General features: G+C 58.4%; 20 protein-coding genes. 3 read left to right on the top strand and 17 right to left on the bottom strand.

Annotated features, from left to right (window positions below):
* Positions 1 to 10: 10 nt before the first annotated feature.
* Together ACQZ63_RS11740 and ACQZ63_RS11735 are read right to left on the bottom strand one after the other, a co-directional pair.
* Entirely contained in the window at positions 11 to 4,498 is a 4,488-nt protein-coding gene (locus ACQZ63_RS11740) for a putative Ig domain-containing protein (RefSeq protein ID WP_448799169.1), read from the bottom strand.
* Positions 4,499 to 4,931: 433 nt separating this feature from the next.
* The gene (locus ACQZ63_RS11735; protein ID WP_065688601.1) at positions 4,932 to 5,720 is read right to left on the bottom strand and encodes a DUF4394 domain-containing protein; all 789 of its coding nucleotides are present in this window, start codon (positions 5,718 to 5,720) and stop codon (positions 4,932 to 4,934) included.
* Positions 5,721 to 5,924: 204 nt separating this feature from the next.
* Between ACQZ63_RS11735 and ACQZ63_RS11730 the strand changes: the two genes are divergently transcribed.
* Together ACQZ63_RS11730 and ACQZ63_RS11725 are read left to right on the top strand one after the other, a co-directional pair.
* Complete coding sequence (locus ACQZ63_RS11730) at positions 5,925 to 6,470, top strand: sigma-70 family RNA polymerase sigma factor (protein WP_025594844.1); 546 nt, start codon at positions 5,925 to 5,927, stop codon at positions 6,468 to 6,470.
* Entirely contained in the window at positions 6,467 to 7,171 is a 705-nt protein-coding gene (locus tag ACQZ63_RS11725) for an anti-sigma factor (protein ID WP_025594842.1), read from the top strand. The genes ACQZ63_RS11730 and ACQZ63_RS11725 overlap by 4 nt, the downstream gene beginning before the upstream one ends.
* Positions 7,172 to 7,298: 127 nt before the next feature.
* Here ACQZ63_RS11725 and bdcA read toward each other — a convergent pair whose 3' ends face one another.
* Entirely contained in the window at positions 7,299 to 8,006 is a 708-nt protein-coding gene (gene bdcA, locus ACQZ63_RS11720) for an SDR family oxidoreductase (protein ID WP_448799168.1), read from the bottom strand.
* 81 nt (positions 8,007 to 8,087) lie between these two features.
* Between bdcA and ACQZ63_RS11715 the strand changes: the two genes are divergently transcribed.
* Positions 8,088 to 8,684 carry a TetR/AcrR family transcriptional regulator gene (locus ACQZ63_RS11715; RefSeq protein WP_112401799.1) on the top strand — a complete coding sequence of 199 codons (597 nt, stop codon included), beginning with the start codon at positions 8,088 to 8,090 and terminating at the stop codon, positions 8,682 to 8,684.
* Between the two features lie 69 nt (positions 8,685 to 8,753).
* On the opposite strand, the gene ACQZ63_RS11710 is transcribed toward ACQZ63_RS11715, so the two are convergent.
* The 14 genes from ACQZ63_RS11710 to ACQZ63_RS11645 form a co-directional block, all read right to left on the bottom strand.
* Positions 8,754 to 9,239, bottom strand: a complete 486-nt coding sequence (locus tag ACQZ63_RS11710; RefSeq protein WP_113049259.1) for a cupin — start codon at positions 9,237 to 9,239, stop codon at positions 8,754 to 8,756.
* A gap of 389 nt (positions 9,240 to 9,628) precedes the next feature.
* Complete coding sequence (locus ACQZ63_RS11705) at positions 9,629 to 10,000, bottom strand: HVO_A0114 family putative DNA-binding protein (RefSeq protein ID WP_448799167.1); 372 nt, start codon at positions 9,998 to 10,000, stop codon at positions 9,629 to 9,631.
* Positions 9,997 to 10,131, bottom strand: a complete 135-nt coding sequence (locus ACQZ63_RS11700) for a toxin-antitoxin system TumE family protein (RefSeq protein WP_448799166.1) — start codon at positions 10,129 to 10,131, stop codon at positions 9,997 to 9,999. Before ACQZ63_RS11700 ends, ACQZ63_RS11705 begins: the two co-directional genes overlap by 4 nt.
* Positions 10,132 to 10,341: 210 nt before the next feature.
* A complete protein-coding gene (gene ehuA, locus ACQZ63_RS11695; protein WP_448799165.1) occupies positions 10,342 to 11,121 on the bottom strand; it encodes an ectoine/hydroxyectoine ABC transporter ATP-binding protein EhuA in 780 nt (259 codons plus the stop codon).
* Complete coding sequence (ehuD, locus tag ACQZ63_RS11690; protein WP_448799164.1) at positions 11,118 to 11,810, bottom strand: ectoine/hydroxyectoine ABC transporter permease subunit EhuD; 693 nt, start codon at positions 11,808 to 11,810, stop codon at positions 11,118 to 11,120. The genes ehuA and ehuD overlap by 4 nt, the downstream gene beginning before the upstream one ends.
* A gap of 12 nt (positions 11,811 to 11,822) precedes the next feature.
* Entirely contained in the window at positions 11,823 to 12,488 is a 666-nt protein-coding gene (gene ehuC / locus ACQZ63_RS11685; RefSeq protein WP_019566767.1) for an ectoine/hydroxyectoine ABC transporter permease subunit EhuC, read from the bottom strand.
* 60 nt (positions 12,489 to 12,548) lie between these two features.
* Positions 12,549 to 13,400: an ectoine/hydroxyectoine ABC transporter substrate-binding protein EhuB gene (gene ehuB / locus ACQZ63_RS11680; RefSeq protein WP_004431450.1), complete on the bottom strand. Its 852-nt coding sequence runs from the start codon at positions 13,398 to 13,400 to the stop codon at positions 12,549 to 12,551.
* 60 nt (positions 13,401 to 13,460) lie between these two features.
* On the bottom strand, positions 13,461 to 14,474 hold the full coding sequence (gene doeB / locus ACQZ63_RS11675; protein WP_013761011.1) for a N(2)-acetyl-L-2,4-diaminobutanoate deacetylase DoeB: 1,014 nt from the start codon (positions 14,472 to 14,474) through the stop codon (positions 13,461 to 13,463).
* 3 nt (positions 14,475 to 14,477) lie between these two features.
* Positions 14,478 to 15,656 carry an ectoine hydrolase DoeA gene (doeA, locus tag ACQZ63_RS11670; RefSeq protein WP_013761010.1) on the bottom strand — a complete coding sequence of 393 codons (1,179 nt, stop codon included), beginning with the start codon at positions 15,654 to 15,656 and terminating at the stop codon, positions 14,478 to 14,480.
* Entirely contained in the window at positions 15,653 to 16,666 is a 1,014-nt protein-coding gene (gene eutC, locus ACQZ63_RS11665; protein WP_013761009.1) for an ectoine utilization protein EutC, read from the bottom strand. The genes doeA and eutC overlap by 4 nt, the downstream gene beginning before the upstream one ends.
* Positions 16,663 to 17,682: a hydroxyectoine utilization dehydratase EutB gene (gene eutB, locus ACQZ63_RS11660; RefSeq protein WP_060642586.1), complete on the bottom strand. Its 1,020-nt coding sequence runs from the start codon at positions 17,680 to 17,682 to the stop codon at positions 16,663 to 16,665. Before eutB ends, eutC begins: the two co-directional genes overlap by 4 nt.
* 68 nt (positions 17,683 to 17,750) lie before the next feature.
* Positions 17,751 to 19,199 (bottom strand): MocR-like ectoine utilization transcription factor EhuR, encoded by a 1,449-nt coding sequence (gene ehuR, locus ACQZ63_RS11655; protein WP_060642585.1) that lies wholly within the window; start codon positions 19,197 to 19,199, stop codon positions 17,751 to 17,753.
* Between the two features lie 159 nt (positions 19,200 to 19,358).
* Positions 19,359 to 20,762: an aspartate aminotransferase family protein gene (locus ACQZ63_RS11650; RefSeq protein ID WP_013761006.1), complete on the bottom strand. Its 1,404-nt coding sequence runs from the start codon at positions 20,760 to 20,762 to the stop codon at positions 19,359 to 19,361.
* A gap of 14 nt (positions 20,763 to 20,776) precedes the next feature.
* Positions 20,777 to 22,255 carry an NAD-dependent succinate-semialdehyde dehydrogenase gene (locus ACQZ63_RS11645; protein WP_448799163.1) on the bottom strand — a complete coding sequence of 493 codons (1,479 nt, stop codon included), beginning with the start codon at positions 22,253 to 22,255 and terminating at the stop codon, positions 20,777 to 20,779.
* Positions 22,256 to 22,360 lie beyond the last annotated feature (105 nt).

Here is a 22,360-nt window from a genome sequence, read left to right as displayed (position 1 = left end):
CGCCTCTGGTCTAAAACTTTTTGCTGACACCCACTCTTGCACCAGCCGAGGTTTCCCCATCGCCTTCAATGTTAAAAAGGAGGCCGGCGTCAATGGACCAGTTTTCCGCAGTCTCAAATGTTACTCCCGTGCTGAGGGAGCCAAAGGCGCCTTCTCCATCCAGCCCCGAAATGCCAACTGTTCCGCCGAATTTCGGTGTCATGATGGAACCGTTTTCAAGGGAAATCTGGCGCGCAATCTCGGCGCCGAGGCTGACACGCAGTTGCTCTTCCTTGAAACCGCGCAGCTCGATCAGGTCACCAACGTCATTGCCGACTGTATAGTTTTCGATAGTCTCGGATAGATAAACACCTCGAAATCTGGGCGTGAAGGTCGTGACGTCATTGATTTCCCAGCGTCCCGAGATCGACGTGTCGAAAAGCCAACGGCTGGTATCGAAGGAACCGTCCCAGAAGGGTGTATCGATGTCGTTCGCAGAGCCGCCATACAGCAGGCTGGTGTCCCAGAAAACGCCTCTGGCGATTTCAAACGAGGCATAGGGGCCAAGGAGCCAGCCGTTACCGGTCAACTCGTTGTCACCGTTCGTCGGATCCGTCATGCGGTCGAAATGGAAGGAAAAACCAAGCAGTGCCTTGTCGGAAAGCAAATAGTCCACACCTGCTGAAACCATGGCGAAGCTGCCCCATTTGCTTCCCGATTCATCCCGGTTGTGGACAAGGAACGAGCCGTCAAGCCAGATGTTGAAAAGCGGCATTTCCGTTCTCGTCACGCCATCGGCGTTGTTTCGGGCAGCTTCGATCTGCGCAAGGCTGGTGGCGAAACTCAGAACCATGCCCTCTCCGGAAGGCATTGCACGTGAAGTGACGGCACTGGTGGCGTTGACCATCTGTCGCCGTTCAAGAAGGCCCGGCACCTTGATCGTTGACGCGATGATGTTCTGTCTGGCGCGGACAAATCCATGCACGAGATCATTTATCTCGTCTGCCACCTGTGCAGCATCGTAACCGAGATTATAGGTGACGGTCCCCTGGTTGGAGGCACCCAGTGCACTGACGAGACGAAAACCCACCCGGGCTTGACCCGAGAATGCGGGATTGGGGATGAATTTGAGGTACCATCCCGTCGCCTGCGTACCGCCGGCCTGAGCGAATTCGCCGTTCACGATGCTTGCCCGACCGGCGTTGGCAGGACTGACAAAGGTGAGATCGGCGCCGGTGAAGGGACCGCCCGTGGCGCCTGTGGCGAGATTGATATTCGGCGGTGTTGCGCCCGGCGCTACGCTGATCTCCCGGTTGGCGACGTTGATTTCGCGGGACTTCACTTTCAGCGTATAGGCTGCTGCAGCGGTTGCCCCTCGAGCGTCCCGCACCTGAACGGTAAAGCTATAGTCACCCTCGGTTTCGGTCTCCAGCGGACCTGTGAGTTCGCCGGTTGAAAGATTGAGGATCATACCTTTTGGCAATGTACCGCCGGCAAGGCTGTAGAGCAGCGGGTTGGTGCCGCCGGAAGCCGTGATGGACTGGCTGTAAGCTTCTCCTGCCATCGCTTCCGTCAAAGCTCCGCCTGCGGGTGAAAGGGCGAGGGCGCCCGCTGGCGGTGTAACTGTGATCGTGACCGTGGCGGTCGAATTGCCCGAAGAGTTGCTCGCCGAATAGGTAAAGCTGTCGGTGCCGGAATAGCCGCTGTTCGGCGTGTAGGTAACACTGGTGCCGATCACGCTGACAGTTCCGTGTGATGGGCCGGTGATAACAGCGATTGTGTCCAGCCTGCCTCCCGATATGCCGAGAGGTACGGGATTGCCGGTACTATCTGCGACGACGGTTACTGTGCTGTCGCTTGCGACAGGCGCGGCAACCAGGACAGCTATGGTGTAGGCAGCAGAAACGGTAACGCCGTTGGTGTCGCGTGCGGTGATATTGAAGCTCGCATTTCCTTCCGTCGTCGGATTGCCCGTGATCTCTCCGGTGGCGGAATTCAGGTTGAGGCCATCGGGCAGCGCGCCGCTGCTCGTATATTGATAGGGTGCATTGCCGCCTGATACTGTGACGGTCTGGCTATAGGGCATATCGACGAATGCATCCGTCAGCCGTCCTGCGGAGGGAGAGAAGACGAGTGTCGTCGCCGTGACCAGAACTGTGACGGTTGCAGGCGCAGACACACCGCTGACATTCGTTGCCGTATAGGTGAAACTGTCCTGACCCGTATATGCCGATCTTGGCGTATAGGTGATCATGGTTCCGGTTGCTGTCGCGTTGCCATTGGACGGAGCCGTGGCGATGGCGACGCTGGCCGGGTCTCCACCCGTCACATTGAGAGCGATGACGTTGTCGGACGAATCAGGTGCGACACTGACCGAGACCGCGTTGGCGACAGGTGCCTGTGGATTGACGGTGAACGAGCGCGTGATCTGGCCCGCAGGAAGATAATCGCTGTCGCCGGGCTGATCCGCATTGATCGTACATGTGCCTGTAGAAACAAAGGTCAGAAGGCCACTGCTTGTAATTGTGCAGGTGCCAGTCGTGACGGAAGTAAAAATCGGAGTCAAACCGGAATCGCTGCTAGCCGTCAGCGTGGGCGTCGTTCCAAACGTCTGCGGCCCCGGATTGTTGAACGTGAGCGTCTGTGACGCTTTCGGAGTAACGCTGTTTGATTGAACGGAGGCGACACTCTGACCGGCAGCATTTTCGGCGGTAACCGCGAACGTGTAGCTTTGGCCGTTGGTTAGACCTGTGACAACGATGGGGCTGTTCACCCCTGCTACCGGCGCCACATCTGCGGGGGTCGCAGTCACGATATAACCCGTGATCGCCACACCACCATTGCGTGGCGGCGGCTGGAAGGACACGGCCGCTTGGGTGTCACCAGCGGTTGCCATCAGACCCACCGGCGCATCGGGCAGAGTGAATGCGACACTGATGGAATAAGCGCGGCTGCCCTTCTGGCCATTTACATCGGATGCGGTGACTGTGAAGTTATACGTGCCCGACAAGATCGGCGTGCCGGAAAGCTCGCCTGAGCCAGCCAATGAAAGGCCCGGCGGCAGCGAGCCCGTGCTCACTGAGAAGCTGTGTGGTGACGCACCGCCCGAGGCTGTTAGGGTCTGGTTGTAGGCTATGTCATACGTCGCATTGGGGATGGAAGTGGGACTTATATCTATCACGGGTGCCGCAATGGAAACGGAATAGGATTGTTGTCCTGTCGCCCCGCCAGAGTCGGTTGCCGTCACGGTAAAACTGAAATTGCCGGTCTGAGTTGGAGTGCCGGTCAACTCACCGTTGCTGGAAAGAGAAAGCCCGCCCGGCAGCGTGCCTGCTGAGACCGCAAAGCTGTAGGGCGCACTACCGCCGCTCGCGGTCAGGCCCACCGGACCATAGACCTGTTGATAGGCTGGATTGGCAATCGCGACCGGGGCGATTTTGACCGGGTCGTATGAGACCGAATTGTCCGAACTCGTCGACGCCTCGTTTGCGAGGCCGGCCGGTGTCGTGACACTTCCGGCTGGAATCGTTGCAACAACGGTTCCGGCCCGGTTCATGCCCGACACCGCCACCTGATAGGTTGGACCGGAACCAGAAATCGTGGCCGTGGTGGCGCCGGCCGTGCCGGACAGCTGCACATCGGCGCCGGAAAAACCAACAATGGGTTTGTCGAAAGCGACGTCGAACAGGATCGGCGACCGGGACGTCGGGTCCGCTTGCGCTGTTGCCTGATTGATCGTCACAGTCGGTTTGGTTTCGACCGTGTGATTGGAGCCGCTTGCGGAAGATGTGCTGCAGCCACTGCCTCCTGTGTAGGAAGCGCTTACTGGATATGTTCCGGATGACAGGCTCGTCGTCCGGAAGGTGGCGGAAGATGCCGGGCTCACCGGCCCGGTCGGCGCCAGACCGAGATTGGCCGATTGGGAACCGATGGAAATGCTGACGCTCCCCGGAGGCGACTGGCCGGCATTGCAGCCCATGGAGGAGACGGTTGCCGTGACTTCCACCTCTTGGCCGGGCAAGGATGGGTTGGGCGAAGACGTTACCGACAGGACGACAGGCCCGCCTGCTACGGCGCGTACGACGAGCGTATTGCTGGTAAAGCTGAAAGAATGTCCGCCCACCCGGGTGCCGGAGAAACTGGCGAAATCCGAAAACTGCCCGGCCATGACATCCAATTCGTCGACGCGGTAAGCCGCAGTACATGTCAGCTTGTTGGGCCATTCAAGGCCGCTGCCCACGCTGGGACAGGATACGACTGCACCCTTGATGGACGTGGTTGTGGGATTGATGCTGGTGATGGTGTAGGAGCCGGGATCAATGACGTAATCGAAACGGATGTTATCGCCAAGGCCATTGAACGTCGCAGGGACGGCCGAAACCGTGACTGACTGGGCAAGCGCCTGTGTCACTATCACAAGGAGAAGCGAAAGAGCGATGGCGCCCGTTCTGGATATCGTATGAAGACAGGACACCGCACGACCTGCAGCGTCTTTCCACGAGCTCAACCTGCCACCCATCATGCCCCCCCAGCATTAGAATATGCGCATAAACTTTTAGTAGCAGGTATTTAAATAGATCACATGGAGTCAACCATTAGGTGAAAAATATCTCGAGTTAGACACGCATTTCGAACAGGGTGTTCCGTATTTGTGTTTGCCTATGGAAAGATAGCGAAGACGATGTGGTGCGCGATACGGCAAGACTGAGGGAACTGGTAAGGTGTCGCGGGGACTTATCGGTTCTTTGACGGCGGTGGGTGTATGTGTCAGTGTTATCAATATTTTCGTTGGCTTACGCTCGATCGTTAATGGACGACTGTCATACACCCCAACAAAAAGATCTGTTTCCGAATATCTGATCGTCAACATTACCGATTAAATAAAAGAGGCCGGCCCGCACAACCGGACCAGCCCTTTCTGACAACTAAAATCCCCAGTCTACGACCCCCAATCACATCGCGGGAAGAATAGTGATGTCGCGCAAGCCGTTGTCTGCGCCTGTGATCCCGCCGATTTCGGTGGCAGCGCCGGTTTCGAGGTTGACGGTGTAGAGCGTGTTGCCGGCGGCCAGGTATGCGGTGTTCTTGCCGCCTTCCTCGCCGTGGATATCGAATGCGTAGGTTGCCGGCATGTCCTTGAGGCCGAGCTTGCCGATTGCCTTCAGTGTGCCATCATTCGGCTTCGTCTGCTGAACCAGGGCGCCGATGGTCGCGTCGATATTGTACATCGCCGTCTTTTCCGGCTTGCCGATAGAGTTGGTATAGGCGGCGGCAACGATGTTTGGCGCTTCTCCCTTGTGCATGTCGCCATCTTCAAAAGCCAGTGTTCCATCAACCGTCACCGCACCGGTATCGGGATGCACGCGGTGATTGGTCGTGCCGGTCATGAAACGAAGACGATCCGCTGCTGGGTTGAAATCGACCACAACAGGCGCTTCGGTCATGGTCAGCATCTTGTCCATCTTGGCCACATCGGTTGCAGCACCTGTCTCAAGGTTGATGGAGACGATGCGGTGGTCCGGCGTTACACCGATGACAGTCTTGTTCCCGGGGCGAAAATCGATGCCAATGAGCTTGTCGACGCCGGTGACATCCATTGTCTTTGTGACGGCAGGCTTGTTGGTGTCGAACATGACGAGCGTCTTGTCGCCGGTTAGCCCGAGGACCGGTGCTGAAACCGCGATGCTTGCCGATGCAGCGAAAGCGGCGGAGGCGATCAGAGTGGAGCGGATGATATTCATGGTGTTTCTCCCGTGCGTTGAACCGTTCGGAAGGCGTCCAGCGGTTGGTTTTCGACGCTTCCACAGTTCAAGACACCGGGCAGGGTGCATTTGGATGCAGACAGCGAAAAAATATTTGCGAGATGCATCCATATGCCGCCACGATGGGTATTATGCCTAAGCCGACCATGCTGGCGATCAGACGTTGAAAGGTTTCAAATGCAGATGGGCTCCGTGCCGGACGATCTCCACAGGGCGCTTACTGCCTGCGCAAAAGGGGACAAAAACGCATTGCGTGCGATTTTCGATCGCGAGGCAGGCCGGCTGATTGCAGTGGCAGAGCGCATCGTCAAGCGCAGGGAACTGGCGGAAGAGGTGGTACAGGAGAGCTTCGTGCGCATCTGGACCCATGCGCACCAGTATCGGGCAGACCAGGGGTCGGCGCGCGGCTGGATTTACGCGATCGTCAGAAACCGGGCGCTTAATCTTCTGCGCGACAGCAGGCGTGAACTCCCCGTGGAGGATGTTGAAACGCTCCGCGATGGCGCGCAGGCAGATGAAGTAATGGCCGCATGGCAGAAGCTTGATCGGAATTCACGCCTTTATGAATGTCTCGGCGGTCTTGAGGAGACAAAGAGACAGGGCATCCTGATGGCCTACGTGGCCGGATATTCCCACGGCGAAATCGCTGGCCGGTTGCGCATTCCGCTTGGAACGACGAAGTCCTGGATCAGGCGCGGCCTTTCGGCGCTTCGGGAGTGCATGGCATGATGATGGAGCGCAAAGATATTCCCGCCATCGCCGATGACTATGTATTGGGCTTGCTGGAGACCTCCGAAGCCAAGGCTGTTGAAGCAGCAATGGAATCAGATGGCGAATTGCGGGCGGCAATCGCGGCCAGCCGTGAGCGTTTTCTGCCGCTCGATACCACCGTTGAGCCGGCAGCCATCAAGGGCGAATTGTGGAGCAACATCGAATCCCGCCTGCCGCTCCAGTCGAAATCCGCATCCCTCAAGCCCACCCACACGGCAAATGACAACAGCACAAACCGCTGGCGCGCCGTTGCCGTGTCCGCCATTGCCGCAACCTTTGTGCTCGCCGCCGGCCTTACGTTTAGCCTGACACGGACAACGGAGCCGCTGGTGATCGCAGTCCTCGTCAACGAGACGGGTGAGGTTCAGGCCGTTGTTGAGGATTTCGGCAACGAAAGAGCAACCGTGCGGATGCTGGCCGATTTTGCAGTGCCTGGAGACAAGACGATCCAGGTATGGACATTGCCGTCCAAGGATGTTGGCCCGGTCTCGCTCGGCCTGATCGATGGCGTTCGTTCAGCGCGTCTCGATGGACCGGCTTTACCGACCCCGAGAAGCGACCAGCTCTACGAGATCACGCTTGAGCAGGCAGGCGGATCACCAACAGGCAGGCCAACCGGCCCAATCTTGGCAAAGGGCTTCGCCCGAATGCCGCGATAGATCACCCAAAGGCAAAACCGATAAGATCGCGGCGAAATTTCCTTCGCCGCATTCTATTCGCCGGTTTCGGGAGCAACACCATCGTGCTGTCCCGAAACCGGCCGCAAACAATCAGGCAATCTGCTTATCAGGCGCCAAATGCGCCATCGATCGTGTGCATCGCGCCCGTCACAAAACCGGCTTCAGGCCCGGAAAGCCAGGCCACCATGCCGGCCACTTCCTCCGGCCGTCCATGGCGCTTGAGTGCCATGAAGCTGTGCATCAGGTCTTTCATCGGCCCGTTTTCCGGATTCGCGTCGGTGTCGATCGGGCCGGGCTGCACAACGTTGATGGTGATGCCGCGTGGCCCGAAGTCGCGTGCCAAACCGCGCGCCAGCCCCTGCAAGGCCGATTTGGAAACGGCATAAGAGGCCATGCCCGGCACCGGCATCCGGTCTCCATTGACCGAGCCGATAACGATGATCCTGCCACCGTCAGGCATCCGCCGCGCCGCCTCCACAGAGGCGTGATAGGGCGTCTGGATGTTGATCTGAAACAGACGGTCGATGGCATCAGGGTCCTGCTCGAGAGCATCGCCAAAAATGGCAATCCCGGAGTTCACGATCAATATGTCCAGAGGACCACTGTCACGCACTACGCGGATGACTTCGTCGCGGCTAGCACTGTCCGCCCGTATGGCAGTGCTGCCCGTCTCCTTCGCCAGGTGTTCCGCCGCACCTTGGGATGCGCCATAGGTGAACGTTACCTTTGCACCTTCGTCTGCAAACCGCCGCACGATGGCTGCGCCTATGCCTCGGCTGCCGCCGAGAACCAGAACGGATTTTCCTTGAAACACGAGCACTCTCCATGACCTTGAAAATTAATTTAATGATCGATACATAAATATGTAACAGCTCACTCGTCAAGATATTATGTAATGATCGATACAAAAAACATTCGCTCCCGCGGCCGTCCGCGCCGTTTTGATCCTGATCAGGCTGTGGCCACGGCCAAGCAGCTTTTCCACGCGCGTGGCTTTGATGCTGTCGGCGTCGCGGAGATCACCTCGGTATTGGGTATCAACCCGCCGAGCTTCTATGCCGCCTTTGGTAGCAAGATGGGCCTCTACAAGCGGGTTCTTGATCTCTACGCCGGCACGGAAGCAATTCCTCTTGCCGATATCCTGCGGCCGGATCGTCCGGTTGGGGAATGCCTTGCGGCGTTGCTGGAAGATGCGGCAAGGCGTTATGCCGCTCATTCCGCAGCCCCTGGCTGCCTCGTTCTGGAAGGTACGCGCTGCGATGATGAAGAGGCGCGTGCCGCAGCCAGCGTTTTTCACACGACGGCAGAGGGCGTGATCCGCTCCTATATTGCCGCGCGCCATCCGGAAGAGGCTGAGCGTCTGGCGGATTTCGTGAGTTCGACCATGGTCGGTCTCTCCGCCATGGCGCGGATTGGCCGCGACGTGGAGCGGCTCCTGAGTATTGCGCGCGTTGCGGGGGGGGCGGTGAAGCAGGAGCTTTCCGAGGCTTGAATCACGGAGCAATCTCAATACTTCTTACTAGTGAAGGAAGCTGGCAGGTTTCGAAAACCCGGCTCATTCTCACCAGAGATCGATCAGGCCACCCGATGCTCCGTACACGGGGTCGGTTGTCGGCTTTGGCAAAGACTTTATCTGTGCAAGCATCGCACTGGTTGGTGCAGACGTCTGAACATCGGCCTCCTGGCCGGGTGGATAAGCGCCGACAACCTGAAAATGCGCAGAGGATTTCAGCTTCATGTGGCCTGTGCCGGCTGGCAAGACCAGACAGTCACCTTGCGTAACGTGCAAGGTTTGCCCATCCGGCCCGCCAATCTGCAACGTCGCTTCACCGCCCCCCACGCCCAGAACTTCATGCGCTCCGCTGTGGTAATGGTGATAGGCAAACACACCATTGCGCCAGATGCCGCGCCATCCGTTTCGTGCGAACAGTGCCTCGAAAGCAGCGGAATCGAATGGCGAGCCGACTTGTCGATAGATGATGACAGGGAAGGTCTGGTTGTTGGGAATCTGATCGCCTGGATTTAAAGTGATTTTTTCAACTTTCATGTGAATGCTCCTCGCCATCTGGTCGGACCTGCCAAACCGTGTCTGGTTTGCTGCGCAGCCAGTGCTGGCGACCAGCCGATGTTCGTCCGCACTTCGGCGGAACTGGAGTGGCACCGGCAGATTTCCGCCACCGACACTCCTTCATCACCCTGCTTCAGAATGAACGCCTTCTGTGCGTCCGAAAACTGCGATGCTTTCATCGTCTTCCGTTCCTTTCCCAGTCAGGAAAATGCACCGGAACTCTCTAACCAAAAACGGTCCAGTTTGAAGGGTTCAGATCAACAGGGTGCCGTGTCCGTATCGAGGGGACCGGGAGGGGAAGGGCCGAAGGCGGTTCCTCTCGCCATAATCGACGCTAATCGCGCTACACGTCAGCGCCCTCTCTTCTATCACGCCACCTGTCTTGCTGACACCATCATCATATCGATATGAATATGCTCGAACGGGCAACTTAATGCACCGCGCTCGTCCTTCTCAATCAGTCCCAACTCGACTAGCGCCGCAGCATCTTCATGGACGCGCTTGACGTCCCGGTTCAGTCTGCGCGCAAGCTCTCGCACGCCAACCGTTCCACTTCCCAGAAGGACGTTCAGTAGCTCCCAACGGCGCTCGGTGAGACGCGAAAAGAATGCGTCGGGTGTCTCAAAGTTTAGCGTTTCACCCTGATACTCACCGCTTTCGAGGCCAATAGCAGCGCGCTTACCTGCTACGCGTAATGCCGGTTTCCAGTCGGCATTTGTCGTGATGGTCAAAGTTCTCATGACTGCCTCCGTTTTTCGACCTCAGACAAAAAGTCCTCAATCAGTTGTTGGATTGTTGTGAATCGGTAAGGAAACTCATGGCCGTCCAGATGTATGTGATCGCCTTTACCCCGCTCATTGTCGAAGCCCACAACCCTAATGCCTCGCCAACACTTGATTAATGAGCAAATCCCGCGGCAGCGGCGAGACGTTGCGGCGGGCGACGGCTATTTTGCTCAGCCGCCTCGGGGAACTGCTTCAGGTCGCCTTCGGTCTGACCACCCTATTCAGCATCATCGAGCACATCTGCCACCTCGTCGTCGCTGTGGTCATGGCTGTTTCCTGGTCTTGTGAGAGTGCGGTTACCGCAGAACGGATGACAGGAACTCGCGGGTCCGATCTTCCTTTGGTGCGCCGAAGATTTCTTCTGGCGTTCCTTGCTCACAAATACGCCCTTTGTCGAAGAAGCAGACCCGGTCCGACACTTCCCGAGCGAAACGCATCTCGTGGGTAACAAGTAACATGGTCAAATCGTGCTCGTGGGCCAGGCCACGGATGACGGAAAGCACTTCGCCGACCAGCTGGGGGTCTAGGGCGGAGGTTGGTTCGTCAAAAAGCAGGACACGCGGGCGCATGGCAAGAGAGCGGGCAATGGCGACACGCTGCTGCTGGCCGCCAGAAAGCTGCACTGGATAGTGATCCTTCTTATCAGCCAGGCCGACCATCTTCAGGAGTTCGATTGCCCGTGTTTCTGCCTCCGGCCGGGCAATGCCCAGTACACGCACCGGCGCCTCCACGATGTTGCGCAGCACCGTCATATGAGGGAAAAGGTTGAAGCTCTGAAAAACCATGCCGACGTGGTTACGGATCTGGCGCAGGTGTTTTTCCGAGGCTTGGAAGTGGCCTTTGCCGCCGGCCTGATGGTAGGAAATGTCCGCCAGCGTCAGCTTTCCCTCCTGGAACGGTTCCAGCGTCATGAGAATGCGCAGAACCGTCGACTTACCGGAGCCGGAAGGACCGATGAGAGTGACTTTTTCGCCTTTTGCCACGGTGAAATTGAACTGGTCGAGGACCGTCAAAATGCCGAACCGCTTTGTGACATCGGAAAATTCGATCAGCGGCTGATTGGTGTTGTTTGTCATCGCAAGGGTATTCCTGCTTTTGGAAGCGCCCTTTGCAGGCGGCTGAGGCCTGCTGAGCAGATTATGGTCAGAAGAAGGAAGATCAGGCCGACAAGCGTCAGCGGCACCAGATATTCGAAGGTGCGCTCGCCGATCATGTTTGCCAGCCCCATCATCTCTAGAACCGTGACGACGGAAAGCACCGGCGTTTCCTTGATCATGGCGACAAGATAGTTGCCCATGGCCGGAACTATGCGCGGGATGGCCTGCGGGATGATGATATCCCGATACGTCTGCATGCGCGTCAGATTAAGCGCAGTCGCGGCTTCCCACTGGCCATGATGCACCGCCTCCATGCCGCCGCGATAGACCTCAGACGTATAGGCGGCATATCGAAGGCCCAGCGCCAGCGCGCCGGTGAGAAACGCCGGCAGAACGATGCCGAATTCCGGAAGAACGTAGTAGAGGAAGAAAAGCTGCACCAGAAGCGGAGTGTCGCGAAGGAATTCGACAACAACTGCGGTCGGCCAGGAAATCAATTTCACCCGACTGCGGCGCAGCAGCGCAAAAACCAGCCCCAGAATAAGCGCGATGGCAAAGCCGGCGGCGGCTGCTTTCAGCGTTACCGTCAGGCCGATCAAAATGATGGGCAGGATCGAGGTCGTGTAGGTGATCCAGGTGGTCGTGTCCCATTCGTAACCATACATCATGACTGAATATCCTTACGAATGGCGAGTGCGCGGAAACACATTGCCGCGCCGCACGACATGTTCGATCACCCGGATGATGGCCATCAGGATCAGCGACATCGCGAAATAACAGAGGAGTGTGATCGAATAGATGCTGGTGCTATCCAGCGTCAGGTTGCGGATCGACTGTGCCGCGAAGGTGAGGTCGGCAATCGAGATCAGCGATACGAGTGAGGAAAGCTTCAGCGTTTCGATGGCCAGATTGCCGAAGGACGGCATCATCTCGACGATCGCCTGCGGCAAGGAAATGCGAAACAGCGTCTGCATCCGTGTGAAGTTCAGCGCTCGTGCGGCTTCCAGCTGCTGCACCGAAACGGAAGATAACGCGCCGCGAACGATCTCGGCGCCATACCCACCCGCATGGGCGGCGAGCACCATGACGCCGGTGGTGACCGGATCGAAACTCAGACCGACGAGCGGCAGCGCGTAATAGAACCAGAAAAGCTGGACCAGCAGCGAGGTGCCGCGAAACACCTCCGTGTAGCACAATGCGACTGTCGATAGGATTGGTCCACCCTCGACGCGAAGAATGCCGAAGAAAAAGGCGAGTACCGTGCCGACAACAAGTGCTGCGAGCGTAATCGTCATGGTGACGACGGCGCCTTGCCACAACATCGGCAGGTAGGCGGTCATGTCCATCTGGAGTGTTCCCGAGTTCATGGCAATCGGCGCCCGGTAACGCCCGGGCGCCGGCTGGCGTCATTTTCCGGCGCAGAGATCGGCGACCTTCTTTTCGGCCGCGGCCGCGATACTCTGTTCGGAGAGGCCGTATTTTGCGAGGATTTTCTTGTAGTCGTCGGTCTTGCGGAATTCGACGAGCGCGGCGTTGAAGGCGTCACGCAATTCTTTGTCCTCCGGCCGGAAAGCGAAACCGCCGTAGTTGCGCACAGGCGCATCCTTCACGACAGGATCAACGAAGGGCTTCACCTGCTCGACATTGGCTTGGCCCTTGGCCAGTTCTGACACTGTCAGTTCCGTGGCGGCATAGGCATCGGCGCGGCTCTGGACAGTGGGGATGGCATCTGCATTGGCAGGGATGAAGACGATCTGATCTTCCTTGACGCCGACGGCGCGCAGGAAGTCTACATTGTTGGCGCCAGATACGACGGCGACCTTCAATGCAGGATCCTTGGCAATATCGGCATAGGTGGTCAGCTTTTTAGGATTGCCTTTCTTCACCAGCAGGCCTTCGCCATAGGACGAGTTCGGTTCGGTGAAGGCCACCTGCTTGCAGCGCTCGGGCGAAATGTTCTGTTCGGCGGCTGCGAAATCGAAGCGACGCGCCTTCAGCCCGGGGATCAGCGTGCCGAATGGGGTCACCGTCCAGTTGACCTCCTCGATGCCCATCGATTTCAGAACTGCATTCGCGACATCGGGGCCGATGCCGGCAGAGGTGCCGTCGGGCTGCATGTATGAATAGGGCACTTCATTGGCAGTCGCTGCGCGAATGTAGCCTTGCTTCTTCACCTCCTCGAGGGTGAGTGCGCTGACCGCTGTCACGCTGATGGAAAGAGCAAGGGCGGAAAGCCCGGCGAGTTTTGTCATATTCATGTTCTAACTCCTCTGGTTGGGTTGCGTGGTCCGTTTTCGGATCTCACTTCATTCTTCGGACTAGGTATTCTCCGTGACCGTGGCGATGACGGAAAGGCAGTCGCCGGCCTTGATGAGGCCGGGAACGTGGCGCGCTGCGAGCACGCCACTGATAGAGGCGCGGTATTCGACCGGCGCAAGACCGGTTTTTCCAACAGGGTAGACCCTGGCGATGGTTTCACCTGCCTTGACCGTGTCGCCGAGATCGCGGACGAAGACGACGAGCCCGTCATCTTCGGCAAAGGTGAAGCAGTCGCTGGAGGGCATATCCAGCCAGCGGCTCGGCGCCGGCACCGCGGCGCCGGTCAGGATGCCTGCATGGCGCAGCAGGTTGATGGTGCCTTTGCGGGCGATGTCGATCGATTTTGCGCTGGCCGTGCCCGCGCCGCCAAGCTCGGTGGTGACAAAGACCCTTCCCAGTTCCTCGGCCGTTGTGTCCAGCATGCCGACGGCGTCAATCTCCAGCATCTTCATCGAATAGGGGGCAGCAAAAGCTGCCACCGCCTCAAAGCACCGGGCTTCCTGTATCTTGTCGGGTAATTCGTGAGCGGCAGCGTAAGGCAGGAAATCAAGCGTCCTGCCGCCTGAATGAAAATCAAGAACGATATCCGCAAGCGGTAACAGATGGCGTGTCACGTAATCGGCGATCTTCTCCGTCACGGAACCGTCCGGACGACCGGGAAAGCTGCGATTGAGGTTCCCGCGGTCGATCGGCGAGGTGCGTGTTCCCGCGCGAAAGGCCGGATAGTTGAGTGCTGGCACGATGATGATACGCCCGCTGACGTCATCTGGATCGAGTGTGTGGGCAAGTTCGAAAAGTGCGGCCGGCCCCTCATATTCGTCGCCGTGATTGGCGCCGGTCAAAAGGGCTGTCGGCCCCTCGCCGTTGGCGATCACGCAGATCGGGATCATTACCGACCCCCATGCACTGTCATCGCGGCTGTATGGTAGCCGCAGATGACCGTGCTGCACGCCTTTCCTGTCAAAATCGACCGACGACGTGATAGGTGAGGGGCGTAGCGCGGTGCTTAACATCTCTCAGCCTTTCACGAACAGTTGCCGCGGCACATTGGAGAGGCATTCGACACCCGTTTCGGTAATGGCGATACTCTCGGTGATTTCGAGCCCCATGTCGTCCAGCCACAAACCGGTCATGAAATGGAACGTCATACCGGGCTTCAGCTCCGTGCGGTCGCCGGGGCGCAGGCTCATGGTGCGCTCGCCCCAGTCCGGCGGATAAGAGAGGCCGATGGGATAACCGGTTCGGTTGTCCTTGATGATGCCGTATTTTTTCAGCACCGCGAAAAACCCATTGGCGATATCTTCGCAGGTATTGCCGGGTTTGGCAGCCGCAAGACCGGCCTCCATGCCCTCAAGCGTGGCCTTCTCCGCATCAAGGAACGCCTTCGTCGGCTTGCCGAGAAAGACAGTGCGAGAGAGCGGGCAATGATAACGGCGATAAGCGCCGGCGATTTCAAAGAAAGTGCCTTCGCCCAAGCGCATCGGCTTGTCGTCCCATGTCAGATGCGGCGCAGAAGCATCGGCACCCGACGGGAGCAACGGTACGATCGCGGGATAATCCCCGCCGAATTCCGCAGTGCCACGAATGCCGGCATCGTAGATCTCGGCGACGAGATCGCATTTGCGCATGCCCGGCTCGACTACGTCAACGATACGTTTGTGCATCAGCTCGACGATCTTGCCGGCCTTGCGCATATAGTCGAGTTCGGTCGGGCTTTTGACCGCGCGCTGCCAGTTTACAAGACCGGCGGCATCCTTGAAGCGGGCGTTCGGCAGATGTTTCCGCAAGGATGCAAAGGCAGCAGCCGAGAAATAGTAATTGTCCATCTCGACGCCGATCGACAGGCCTGACCAGCCCCGGTCATCGAAGATCTTCGACAACAGATCCATCGGATGCCGTTCGGTCGATTGAACGTAGTGGTCAGGATAACCGATGATGTTGTCCTGGGCGAGGTAGGCGGTGCGCTTGGCGCCATTGGCATCCTGCTTGCGGCCATACCAGATCGGCTCGCCTTGCGGCGGCACCAGCACGCATTGGTGGACATAGAAGGACCAGCCGTCATAGCCCGTCAGCCAATGCATGTTGGATGGGTCGGTGACGACAAGCAGGTCGATGCCTGCCTTTTCCATGGCGTCGCGGGTTTTGGACAGGCGCGCGGCATATTCCTCGCGCGTAAAGTTCAGCGTTACGCTCACGCTGCGTCTCCCATTTTCACACTGTTTTCGATGATTTGGCCGCTGCCGCCGTCTTTTGCGCGGGTAAACGCGAGATTGGCGATGGCGGTGTCCTGCACTCCGGTGCCGGTCAGATCGGCAAAGGTGATGTCGCCCCTCGATACGCGACCGCGTGCCTTGCCAGCGATGACAGCACCGAGCTCGGCGAATTCTTGATCCAGCGTGACAGGCCCCGCGGCGATAGCGTGGTGCAATTCACCGAGGATTCGGGTCTGCGAAAGCCGGTCTGCGATATAGCGCGCCCTGGAAAATACGGCCGGATCGATCTCGTTCTTGTGTTCGGCGTCCGATCCCATGGCCGTCAGATGCTGGCCTTCTTCAAGCCAGCCGGCAAACAGTATCGGCTTTTCGGCTGGCGTCGTGGTCACGACGATGTCGGCGCCCCGGACAGCGGTCTGCGGATCGGCCGCGGCGATGACCTCTATTCCGTGTTCGCGTGCCAGATCGCCTGCGAGCACCTCGGCCTTTTGATGGTCACGAGCCCAGATGCGTGCGGATTGAATGGGTCGCACCAGTTTCAGCGCATCGAACTGCAGACGGGCTTGCATGCCCGCTCCGAAAATTGCTGCGACGGAAGCGTCTTCGCGGGCGAGATGCCGTGCTGCGACCGCCCCGGCTGCGGCGGTACGCACATCTGTGAGATAGCCGTTATCGAGAAGAAGGGCCTCCACCAGTCCGGTCCTTGCGCTGAAGAGGATCATCAGCCCGTTGAGGCTCGGCAGACCGAGTTTGGGATTGTCGAAAAAGCCGGGGCTGACCTTGATGGCGAAACCGTCAAAACCCGGCACATAAGCCGTCTTTACATCCACCTCGCCACGAAACTCTGGTATATCGAGCCGCAAGATCGGCGGCATGGCGACCGCTTCGGTTGCGAGCGCTGCAAAGGCCTGCTCCACGCACTCGACTGCCGACAGGTCGAGCTTCACGACAGCGCGCAGATCTTTTTCGGTTAGGATGGTGATTTGGCTCATGCGGCAGGCCCTTCGATGATCGTCTTGTGAACCGCCGGATCGATATTTCCACCCGACACGATGATCGCGGTTGGGCCGGTGATGTCCACCTTGCCGAAGAGGATCGCCGCGAAACCGACTGCGCCGGCACCCTCGACCGTCAGACCTTCTTCATGCGTCGCATGGCGGATGCCGGCTGCGATCTCTTCCTCGGATACCAGCACGATCTCGTCGAGAAGAGATTGGCAGAGCGCAAATGTGATCCGGTTTTTCAATCCAATCCCCCCTCCCAGCGAATCCGCCAGCGTTTCTTCTTCCTGGATGGTGACGGGCCGCCCGGCAGTGACTGACGCATGCATGGCCGCGCCCCGCTGCATGGAAACGCCGATGACACGTGCCTCCGGCTTCAGCGCCTTCACCGCAACGGCGATACCGCCCGCAAGGCCACCGCCCGATAGAGGAACGAGAATTGTCTCCAGTTCAGGCATGTTTTCGACGACCTCGAGGCCGATAGTGCCCTGGCCAGCCACGACGTCGGCGTGATCGAAAGGCGGGATAGCGGTCAAGCCTCTGCTTTTGGTCAGGCGCTCCACTTCCTCCTGCGCATCATCCTGTGATCTGCCGACAATCCGGATTTCCGCGCCGAGCGCGCGGATCGCCTCCACCTTGTTTGCCGGCACCAGCGCCGACATGCAGATTGTGGCGGGGATGCCGAGTTTGTCTGCGGCATAGGCCACCGCCCGGCCATGATTGCCCGTCGAGGCGGTGACGAGGCCACGCTGGCGCGTCGTATCGTCCAGCGAGAGAATGGCGTTCATCGCGCCGCGCAGTTTGAAGGCGCCGATGGGCTGAAGGGTTTCAAGTTTGAGATGAACGGGATGACCACAGCGCTCAGAGAGAAAGTCCGAGCGAACCAGCGGTGTGCGCTCCACCTGTCCCGCAAGCCGCGCCGCTGCTCGCTTTATCGCGGCCAGTGAGACTGGAAGCAAGTTGTCGGCGGCGGATATGGACAGGTTTTCGCTCTTCATGATTGTCATGTTGAGAGCGAAATAAAATCATGTCAATTATTATATTGTAATGATTCAATGATTTTCGGCTGGCAACCTCAGCCGATTGACCCGATATCGTAGACCGGCGGCAGTTGCTCGAATGTCTGCCGCACAGTGGTCAAAGCCCTGGCGAGGCTTGCATGATTGAGGCGGCCGCCGAGGCATATGCGAATGCCGCCGCCATGGCTAGGACCGGCAATAAATGGTTCTGACGGAGTTACCGCGACGTTCTGGTTCGTGAGCGCGCGCACCAGGCCGTCCTCCGTCCAGCGCTGGGGAACCTTCAGCCAAGCGCAGAGGGAGAGGGGGTGGGTCGACCCTATATGGTGGCCCAGTATGTCCATGGCGATTTTCTGCCGCGCACGGGCCTCGGTGCGCTGGACATCCAGCAGCAGCCGTGCCGTTCCGTTTTCGACCCAACGGGTAGCGATCTCGGCCGTGAGATATGTCCCGCTCCAGCTCGACACACGCAGGATGGAGGCGGCGCGGATGGAATAGGCGGGTGGCACGACGAGATAACCGACGCGCAGCCCTGTCAACACTGTCTTGGTGAAGCTGGTGACGAAGAAGCCGAGATCAGGCAGCATTTCGGTGATGGATGGCAGATCATCCTCAATCATCGGACGGTAGACCTCGTCCTCGATGACAAAAATGCCGTACCGCTCGGCAATTGCGGCGATGGCCTGCCTTCGCGCTGCGCCCGACACATGCCCGGTCGGGTTGTTAAGCGTGGGAATGAGCACCAGAGCGCGGACACCTCCGGCTGCGCAGGCGGCCTCCAGCGCTTCGGGCAAAATGCCTTCTTCGTCGGTGGGTAAGCCCTTTAGGCTGAAGCCGAGGATATTAGACAGGCCGATAATGCCGTGGTCGGTCAGGTTTTCACAGAGCACCACGTCATTAGAGCGGATAATGCAGCTCAGAGCGAGAAAAATGCCGTGCGCCGCGCCATTGGTGACAAGAATGCGTTCCGGACCGGCGGTCACGCCCATCATGCCAAGCCATGTTCTGGCCGTTTCGCGATGGCTCTCGAGCCCCGCGACCGGCCGGCAGGGGCGCATGAAGCCAGAATTGTCACCATCGGCCATCTCGCGAAGAATGGCGCGCGAGGCATTTTCATGGTCATCGAGATAAACGCCGCGGATGATGGATAGATCGAGCACCTCGGTTGGGCTGTGATCAAGCATCATGCGACCTGCCCGCTCCGTCACCCGCGTCTTCACGAAGGTTCCACGGCCAATTTCGCCGCTGAGATAACCAAGCCGCTCCGCCTCCTTGTAGGAAAGGCTGACCGTCTGGACAGAAAGGCCGAGTTCGCGGGCCAGATCGCGGTGTGTCGGCATGCGGTCCATCGGCTTCAGAACGCCGGCGTCGATATCAGCAATGATGCGTTCCGTCAGTGCGGAATGTTTCGTTTCGCCTTTCTGCTTGGCTAGCGTCGGTCGCCATGCCACCGGTCTCGTTGGGGAAACTGGATCTGGGCTGGGTGAATTGGCTTGACGACGCATGAAATTGTCTCGTTTTCGACGAAGGTAATTTCATGACATTATGCATGCTTCTATGAAAAGATGAAGCCTTATGCAGCGCAGACAGCAACTGCGCTGCAAAGAGGCGCAGTTGCCGTCGAAATGAGCAGCATTTGCGACGTTGAAAACTGAAGCTGCCGATCAGATTTTCTCGCCGGCCTGGACCAGATCATCCATGACACTGCGGACAGCGGCTTCAGCAATGGCGATGATCTCGTCGACTTCCTCCCGGGTCGTAACGAGCGGCGGTGCAAAGCCCAGAATATCGCCATGCGGCATGGCGCGTGCTATGAGACCGCCGTTGCGCGCTGCCTTGGAAACGCGTGCACCCACCGTGAGTTGAGGGGCAAAACGCGTCTTTTTTTCCCGGTCCGCCACGAATTCGATAGCGCCCATCAGTCCCACGCCGCGCACCTCGCCGACGATCGGAAGCTGGGCGAACTTCGCCTTCAGTTGTTCCTGGAAATAGCTGCCAACGGCTCGTGCATTGCCTGGCAGGTCTTCCTTTTCGACGATGTCGAGCACGGCGTTTGCAGCCGCCGCTCCGATAGGATGGCCGGAATAGGTGTAGCCGTGGGAGAAGGCGCCGACGCGATCCGCGCCTTCTTCCATCACCTTGTAGACTTTCTCCCCGACGATAGCGCCGGAAAGCGGGAAATAGGCCGAGGTCAGGCCTTTAGCGACGGTGATCAGATCCGGCTCAATGCCATAATGCTGTGAACCAAACATCGAACCCGTGCGGCCGAAGCCGGTAATAACCTCATCGGCAATCAACAGGATATCGTATTTTTTGAGAACCTCCTGAATGGCCGGCCAATAACCTTCCGGCGGCGGTGTGATACCGCCCGTTCCGAGCACCGGCTCGGCGATGAATGCACCAATCGTGTCCGGTCCTTCGCGCAGAATAAGCGCGTCCAGCTCTTCCGCGCGCCGCCTCGAAAATTCCAGCTCCGTCTCACCGGCTTCTGCGCCCCAATAGTGATGCGGAACGCCTGTATGCAGGATGCCGGCCCGTGGAAGGTCCATATGGTCGTGATAAAAACTCATGCCGGTCATTGAGCCGGAAACCACGGTGCAGCCGTGATATCCCCGTTCGCGGGAGATGATTTTCTTCTTTTGCGGCTTGCCGCGCAGATTGTTGTAATACCAAACGAGCTTGGCCTGTGTCTCGTTGGCGTCTGACCCTGACATGCCGTAGAAGACCTTGCTCATTTTGCCTGGTGCCATTCTGACGAGGCGATCGGAAAGGATGGCCAGCTCATCCGTCGTGTGGGCGGCATAGGAATGATAATAGGCAAGGCGGTAGGCCTGGCGTGAAATCGCCTCAGCCACCTCGGTACGTCCATAACCGACATTAACGCAATAAAGACCGGCGAAACCGTCGATCAACTGCTTGCCGTGCGCGTCCTGAATGCGGATGCCCTTGCCGGTTTCGACAATGGTGGGCTCGCCGAGTTTGCCGCTGGCAAAATCCTTGAGCTGCGTGAAAGGGTGCAAAACGGCGTTTCGATCCATTTCCGCAATATTCTTGACGTCGATTGTCATAGGCGAGTTCCTTTTCACGCAGCTAAGTTGCCGAAGCAGACATATTTGGGTTCGAGATATTCTATGAGACCATGACGCGAGCCCTCACGACCAAGGCCGGACTGTTTCCAGCCGCCGAAGGGAACGGGCGCGCCGGTAAATTTCGGCGTGTTGACGGCTACCATGCCATATTCCAGTTGATGCGTCAGACGCATCGCCCGGCCGAGATCGTTGGTGTAGAGATAGGCCGCAAGCCCCATCTCCGTCGAGTTGGCGCGTCGCACGACCTCCCGCTCGTCATCGAATGGCAAGATCGCGGCCACCGGACCGAAGGTCTCCTCCCGCGCGATCAGCATGTCGTCTGTGACATCGGCCAGCACGGTCGGGGTGACAAAATTGCCGCCGAGCGGACTGTCCTGCCCGCCGCAGATGAGTTGTGCACCGGCAGAGAGGGCCTGCGCGATTTGCTTGCGGCACTTTTCAGCGACGGAGGGGCGTGTCATCGGCCCTATATCGATGCCAGCCTCGAAACCGTGGCCGACCTTGAGTTCGGCACTTGCCTTGCCGAACTGACTGACGAAGCGGTCATAAATACCTCGCTGGACGTAAATCCGGTTGGCAGCGAGGCAGTCCTGCCCCGATGTTGCGAATTTCGCCCCGATGCAACCTTTTACGGCTTTGGAGACATCGGCGTCGTCGAACAGGATGAAGGGCGCGTGACCTCCAAGTTCCAGCGAGGCCCTCTTGATGGTCGCCGCCGATTGCGCCAGCAAAATACGACCGATTTCAGTCGAGCCGGTAAAGGAAAATGCGCGCACATCGGTGTGTTGCAACAGACGATGCGCAAGTGGTGCGGCGTGACCAGTGATGACCTGGAATACGCCGGCGGGCATTTCAGCTTCCTCAGCGAGCTTTGCCAAAGCGAGCGCCGAGAGGGGTGTTTCAGGCGCCGGTTTGACGATCATTGTGCAGCCAGCGGCAAGCGCTGCGCCCGCTTTGCGGGTGATCATAGCAGAGGGAAAGTTCCACGGGGTGATGGCTACGGTGACGCCTAGCGGCTGCATCTGGACCGAGACACGGCTGTCGGGCAAATGGCTCGGTATCGTCTCGCCGTAGGCGCGCTCGCCTTCGCCGGCAAACCAATCAAGGAAATTGGCAGCGTAAGCAATTTCACCAAGCGATTCCGAGAGTGGTTTGCCCTGTTCGGCCGTCATTATGACGGCGAGATCATGCGCGTTGTTGCGCATCAACTTGCCCCATTCACGCAAGATCTGCCCCCGTTCGGTTGGAAGCTTGTCGCGCCAATCTGGAAAGGCATTTTTCGCGGTACTGACGGCATCATCCGCATCCTCAAGCGAACATGCCGCCACACCGATGAGATCTTCTCCGGTCGCCGGATCAATGACACTGAGCGTTTCATCGCGAGCAGCCCAACTGCCATGGAGAAAAGCGCGTCGCTCGATCAAATCGGGCCGCCGCAGGTTTTTTAATGCAGTGCTTGCAATACTTCTCATATGGAGCTCCCGGTAGATTTACAGGGAGACTAATCAAGCGCATTGAGCGGTTGACTGCGTTAATTATATCGTTCAAGCCGGAATTTCGCTTATTTTAGGTTCCGT

It is taken from the genome of Agrobacterium sp. CG160-95, from assembly GCF_053521725.1.
Note: the sequence above shows the minus strand (reverse complement) of the source record. Positions and strands in the feature narration are given on the sequence as shown.

Excerpts from the sequence above, each read along its gene's own strand:
- ACQZ63_RS11740 (WP_448799169.1), bottom strand. The coding sequence starts at position 4,498 with ATGGGTGGCAGGTTGAGCTCGTGGAAAGACGCTGCAGGTCGTGCGGTG.
- ACQZ63_RS11735 (WP_065688601.1), bottom strand. The coding sequence starts at position 5,720 with ATGAATATCATCCGCTCCACTCTGATCGCCTCCGCCGCTTTCGCTGCA.
- ACQZ63_RS11730 (WP_025594844.1), top strand. The coding sequence starts at position 5,925 with ATGGGCTCCGTGCCGGACGATCTCCACAGGGCGCTTACTGCCTGCGCA.
- ACQZ63_RS11725 (WP_025594842.1), top strand. The coding sequence starts at position 6,467 with ATGATGATGGAGCGCAAAGATATTCCCGCCATCGCCGATGACTATGTA.
- ACQZ63_RS11715 (WP_112401799.1), top strand. The coding sequence starts at position 8,088 with ATGATCGATACAAAAAACATTCGCTCCCGCGGCCGTCCGCGCCGTTTT.
- ACQZ63_RS11710 (WP_113049259.1), bottom strand. The coding sequence starts at position 9,239 with ATGAAAGTTGAAAAAATCACTTTAAATCCAGGCGATCAGATTCCCAAC.
- ACQZ63_RS11705 (WP_448799167.1), bottom strand. The coding sequence starts at position 10,000 with ATGAGAACTTTGACCATCACGACAAATGCCGACTGGAAACCGGCATTA.
- ehuA (WP_448799165.1), bottom strand. The coding sequence starts at position 11,121 with ATGACAAACAACACCAATCAGCCGCTGATCGAATTTTCCGATGTCACA.
- ehuD (WP_448799164.1), bottom strand. The coding sequence starts at position 11,810 with ATGATGTATGGTTACGAATGGGACACGACCACCTGGATCACCTACACG.
- ehuC (WP_019566767.1), bottom strand. The coding sequence starts at position 12,488 with ATGGACATGACCGCCTACCTGCCGATGTTGTGGCAAGGCGCCGTCGTC.
- ehuB (WP_004431450.1), bottom strand. The coding sequence starts at position 13,400 with ATGAATATGACAAAACTCGCCGGGCTTTCCGCCCTTGCTCTTTCCATC.
- doeB (WP_013761011.1), bottom strand. The coding sequence starts at position 14,474 with ATGTTAAGCACCGCGCTACGCCCCTCACCTATCACGTCGTCGGTCGAT.
- eutC (WP_013761009.1), bottom strand. The coding sequence starts at position 16,666 with ATGAGCCAAATCACCATCCTAACCGAAAAAGATCTGCGCGCTGTCGTG.
- eutB (WP_060642586.1), bottom strand. The coding sequence starts at position 17,682 with ATGACAATCATGAAGAGCGAAAACCTGTCCATATCCGCCGCCGACAAC.
- ehuR (WP_060642585.1), bottom strand. The coding sequence starts at position 19,199 with ATGCGTCGTCAAGCCAATTCACCCAGCCCAGATCCAGTTTCCCCAACG.
- ACQZ63_RS11650 (WP_013761006.1), bottom strand. The coding sequence starts at position 20,762 with ATGACAATCGACGTCAAGAATATTGCGGAAATGGATCGAAACGCCGTT.
- ACQZ63_RS11645 (WP_448799163.1), bottom strand. The coding sequence starts at position 22,255 with ATGAGAAGTATTGCAAGCACTGCATTAAAAAACCTGCGGCGGCCCGAT.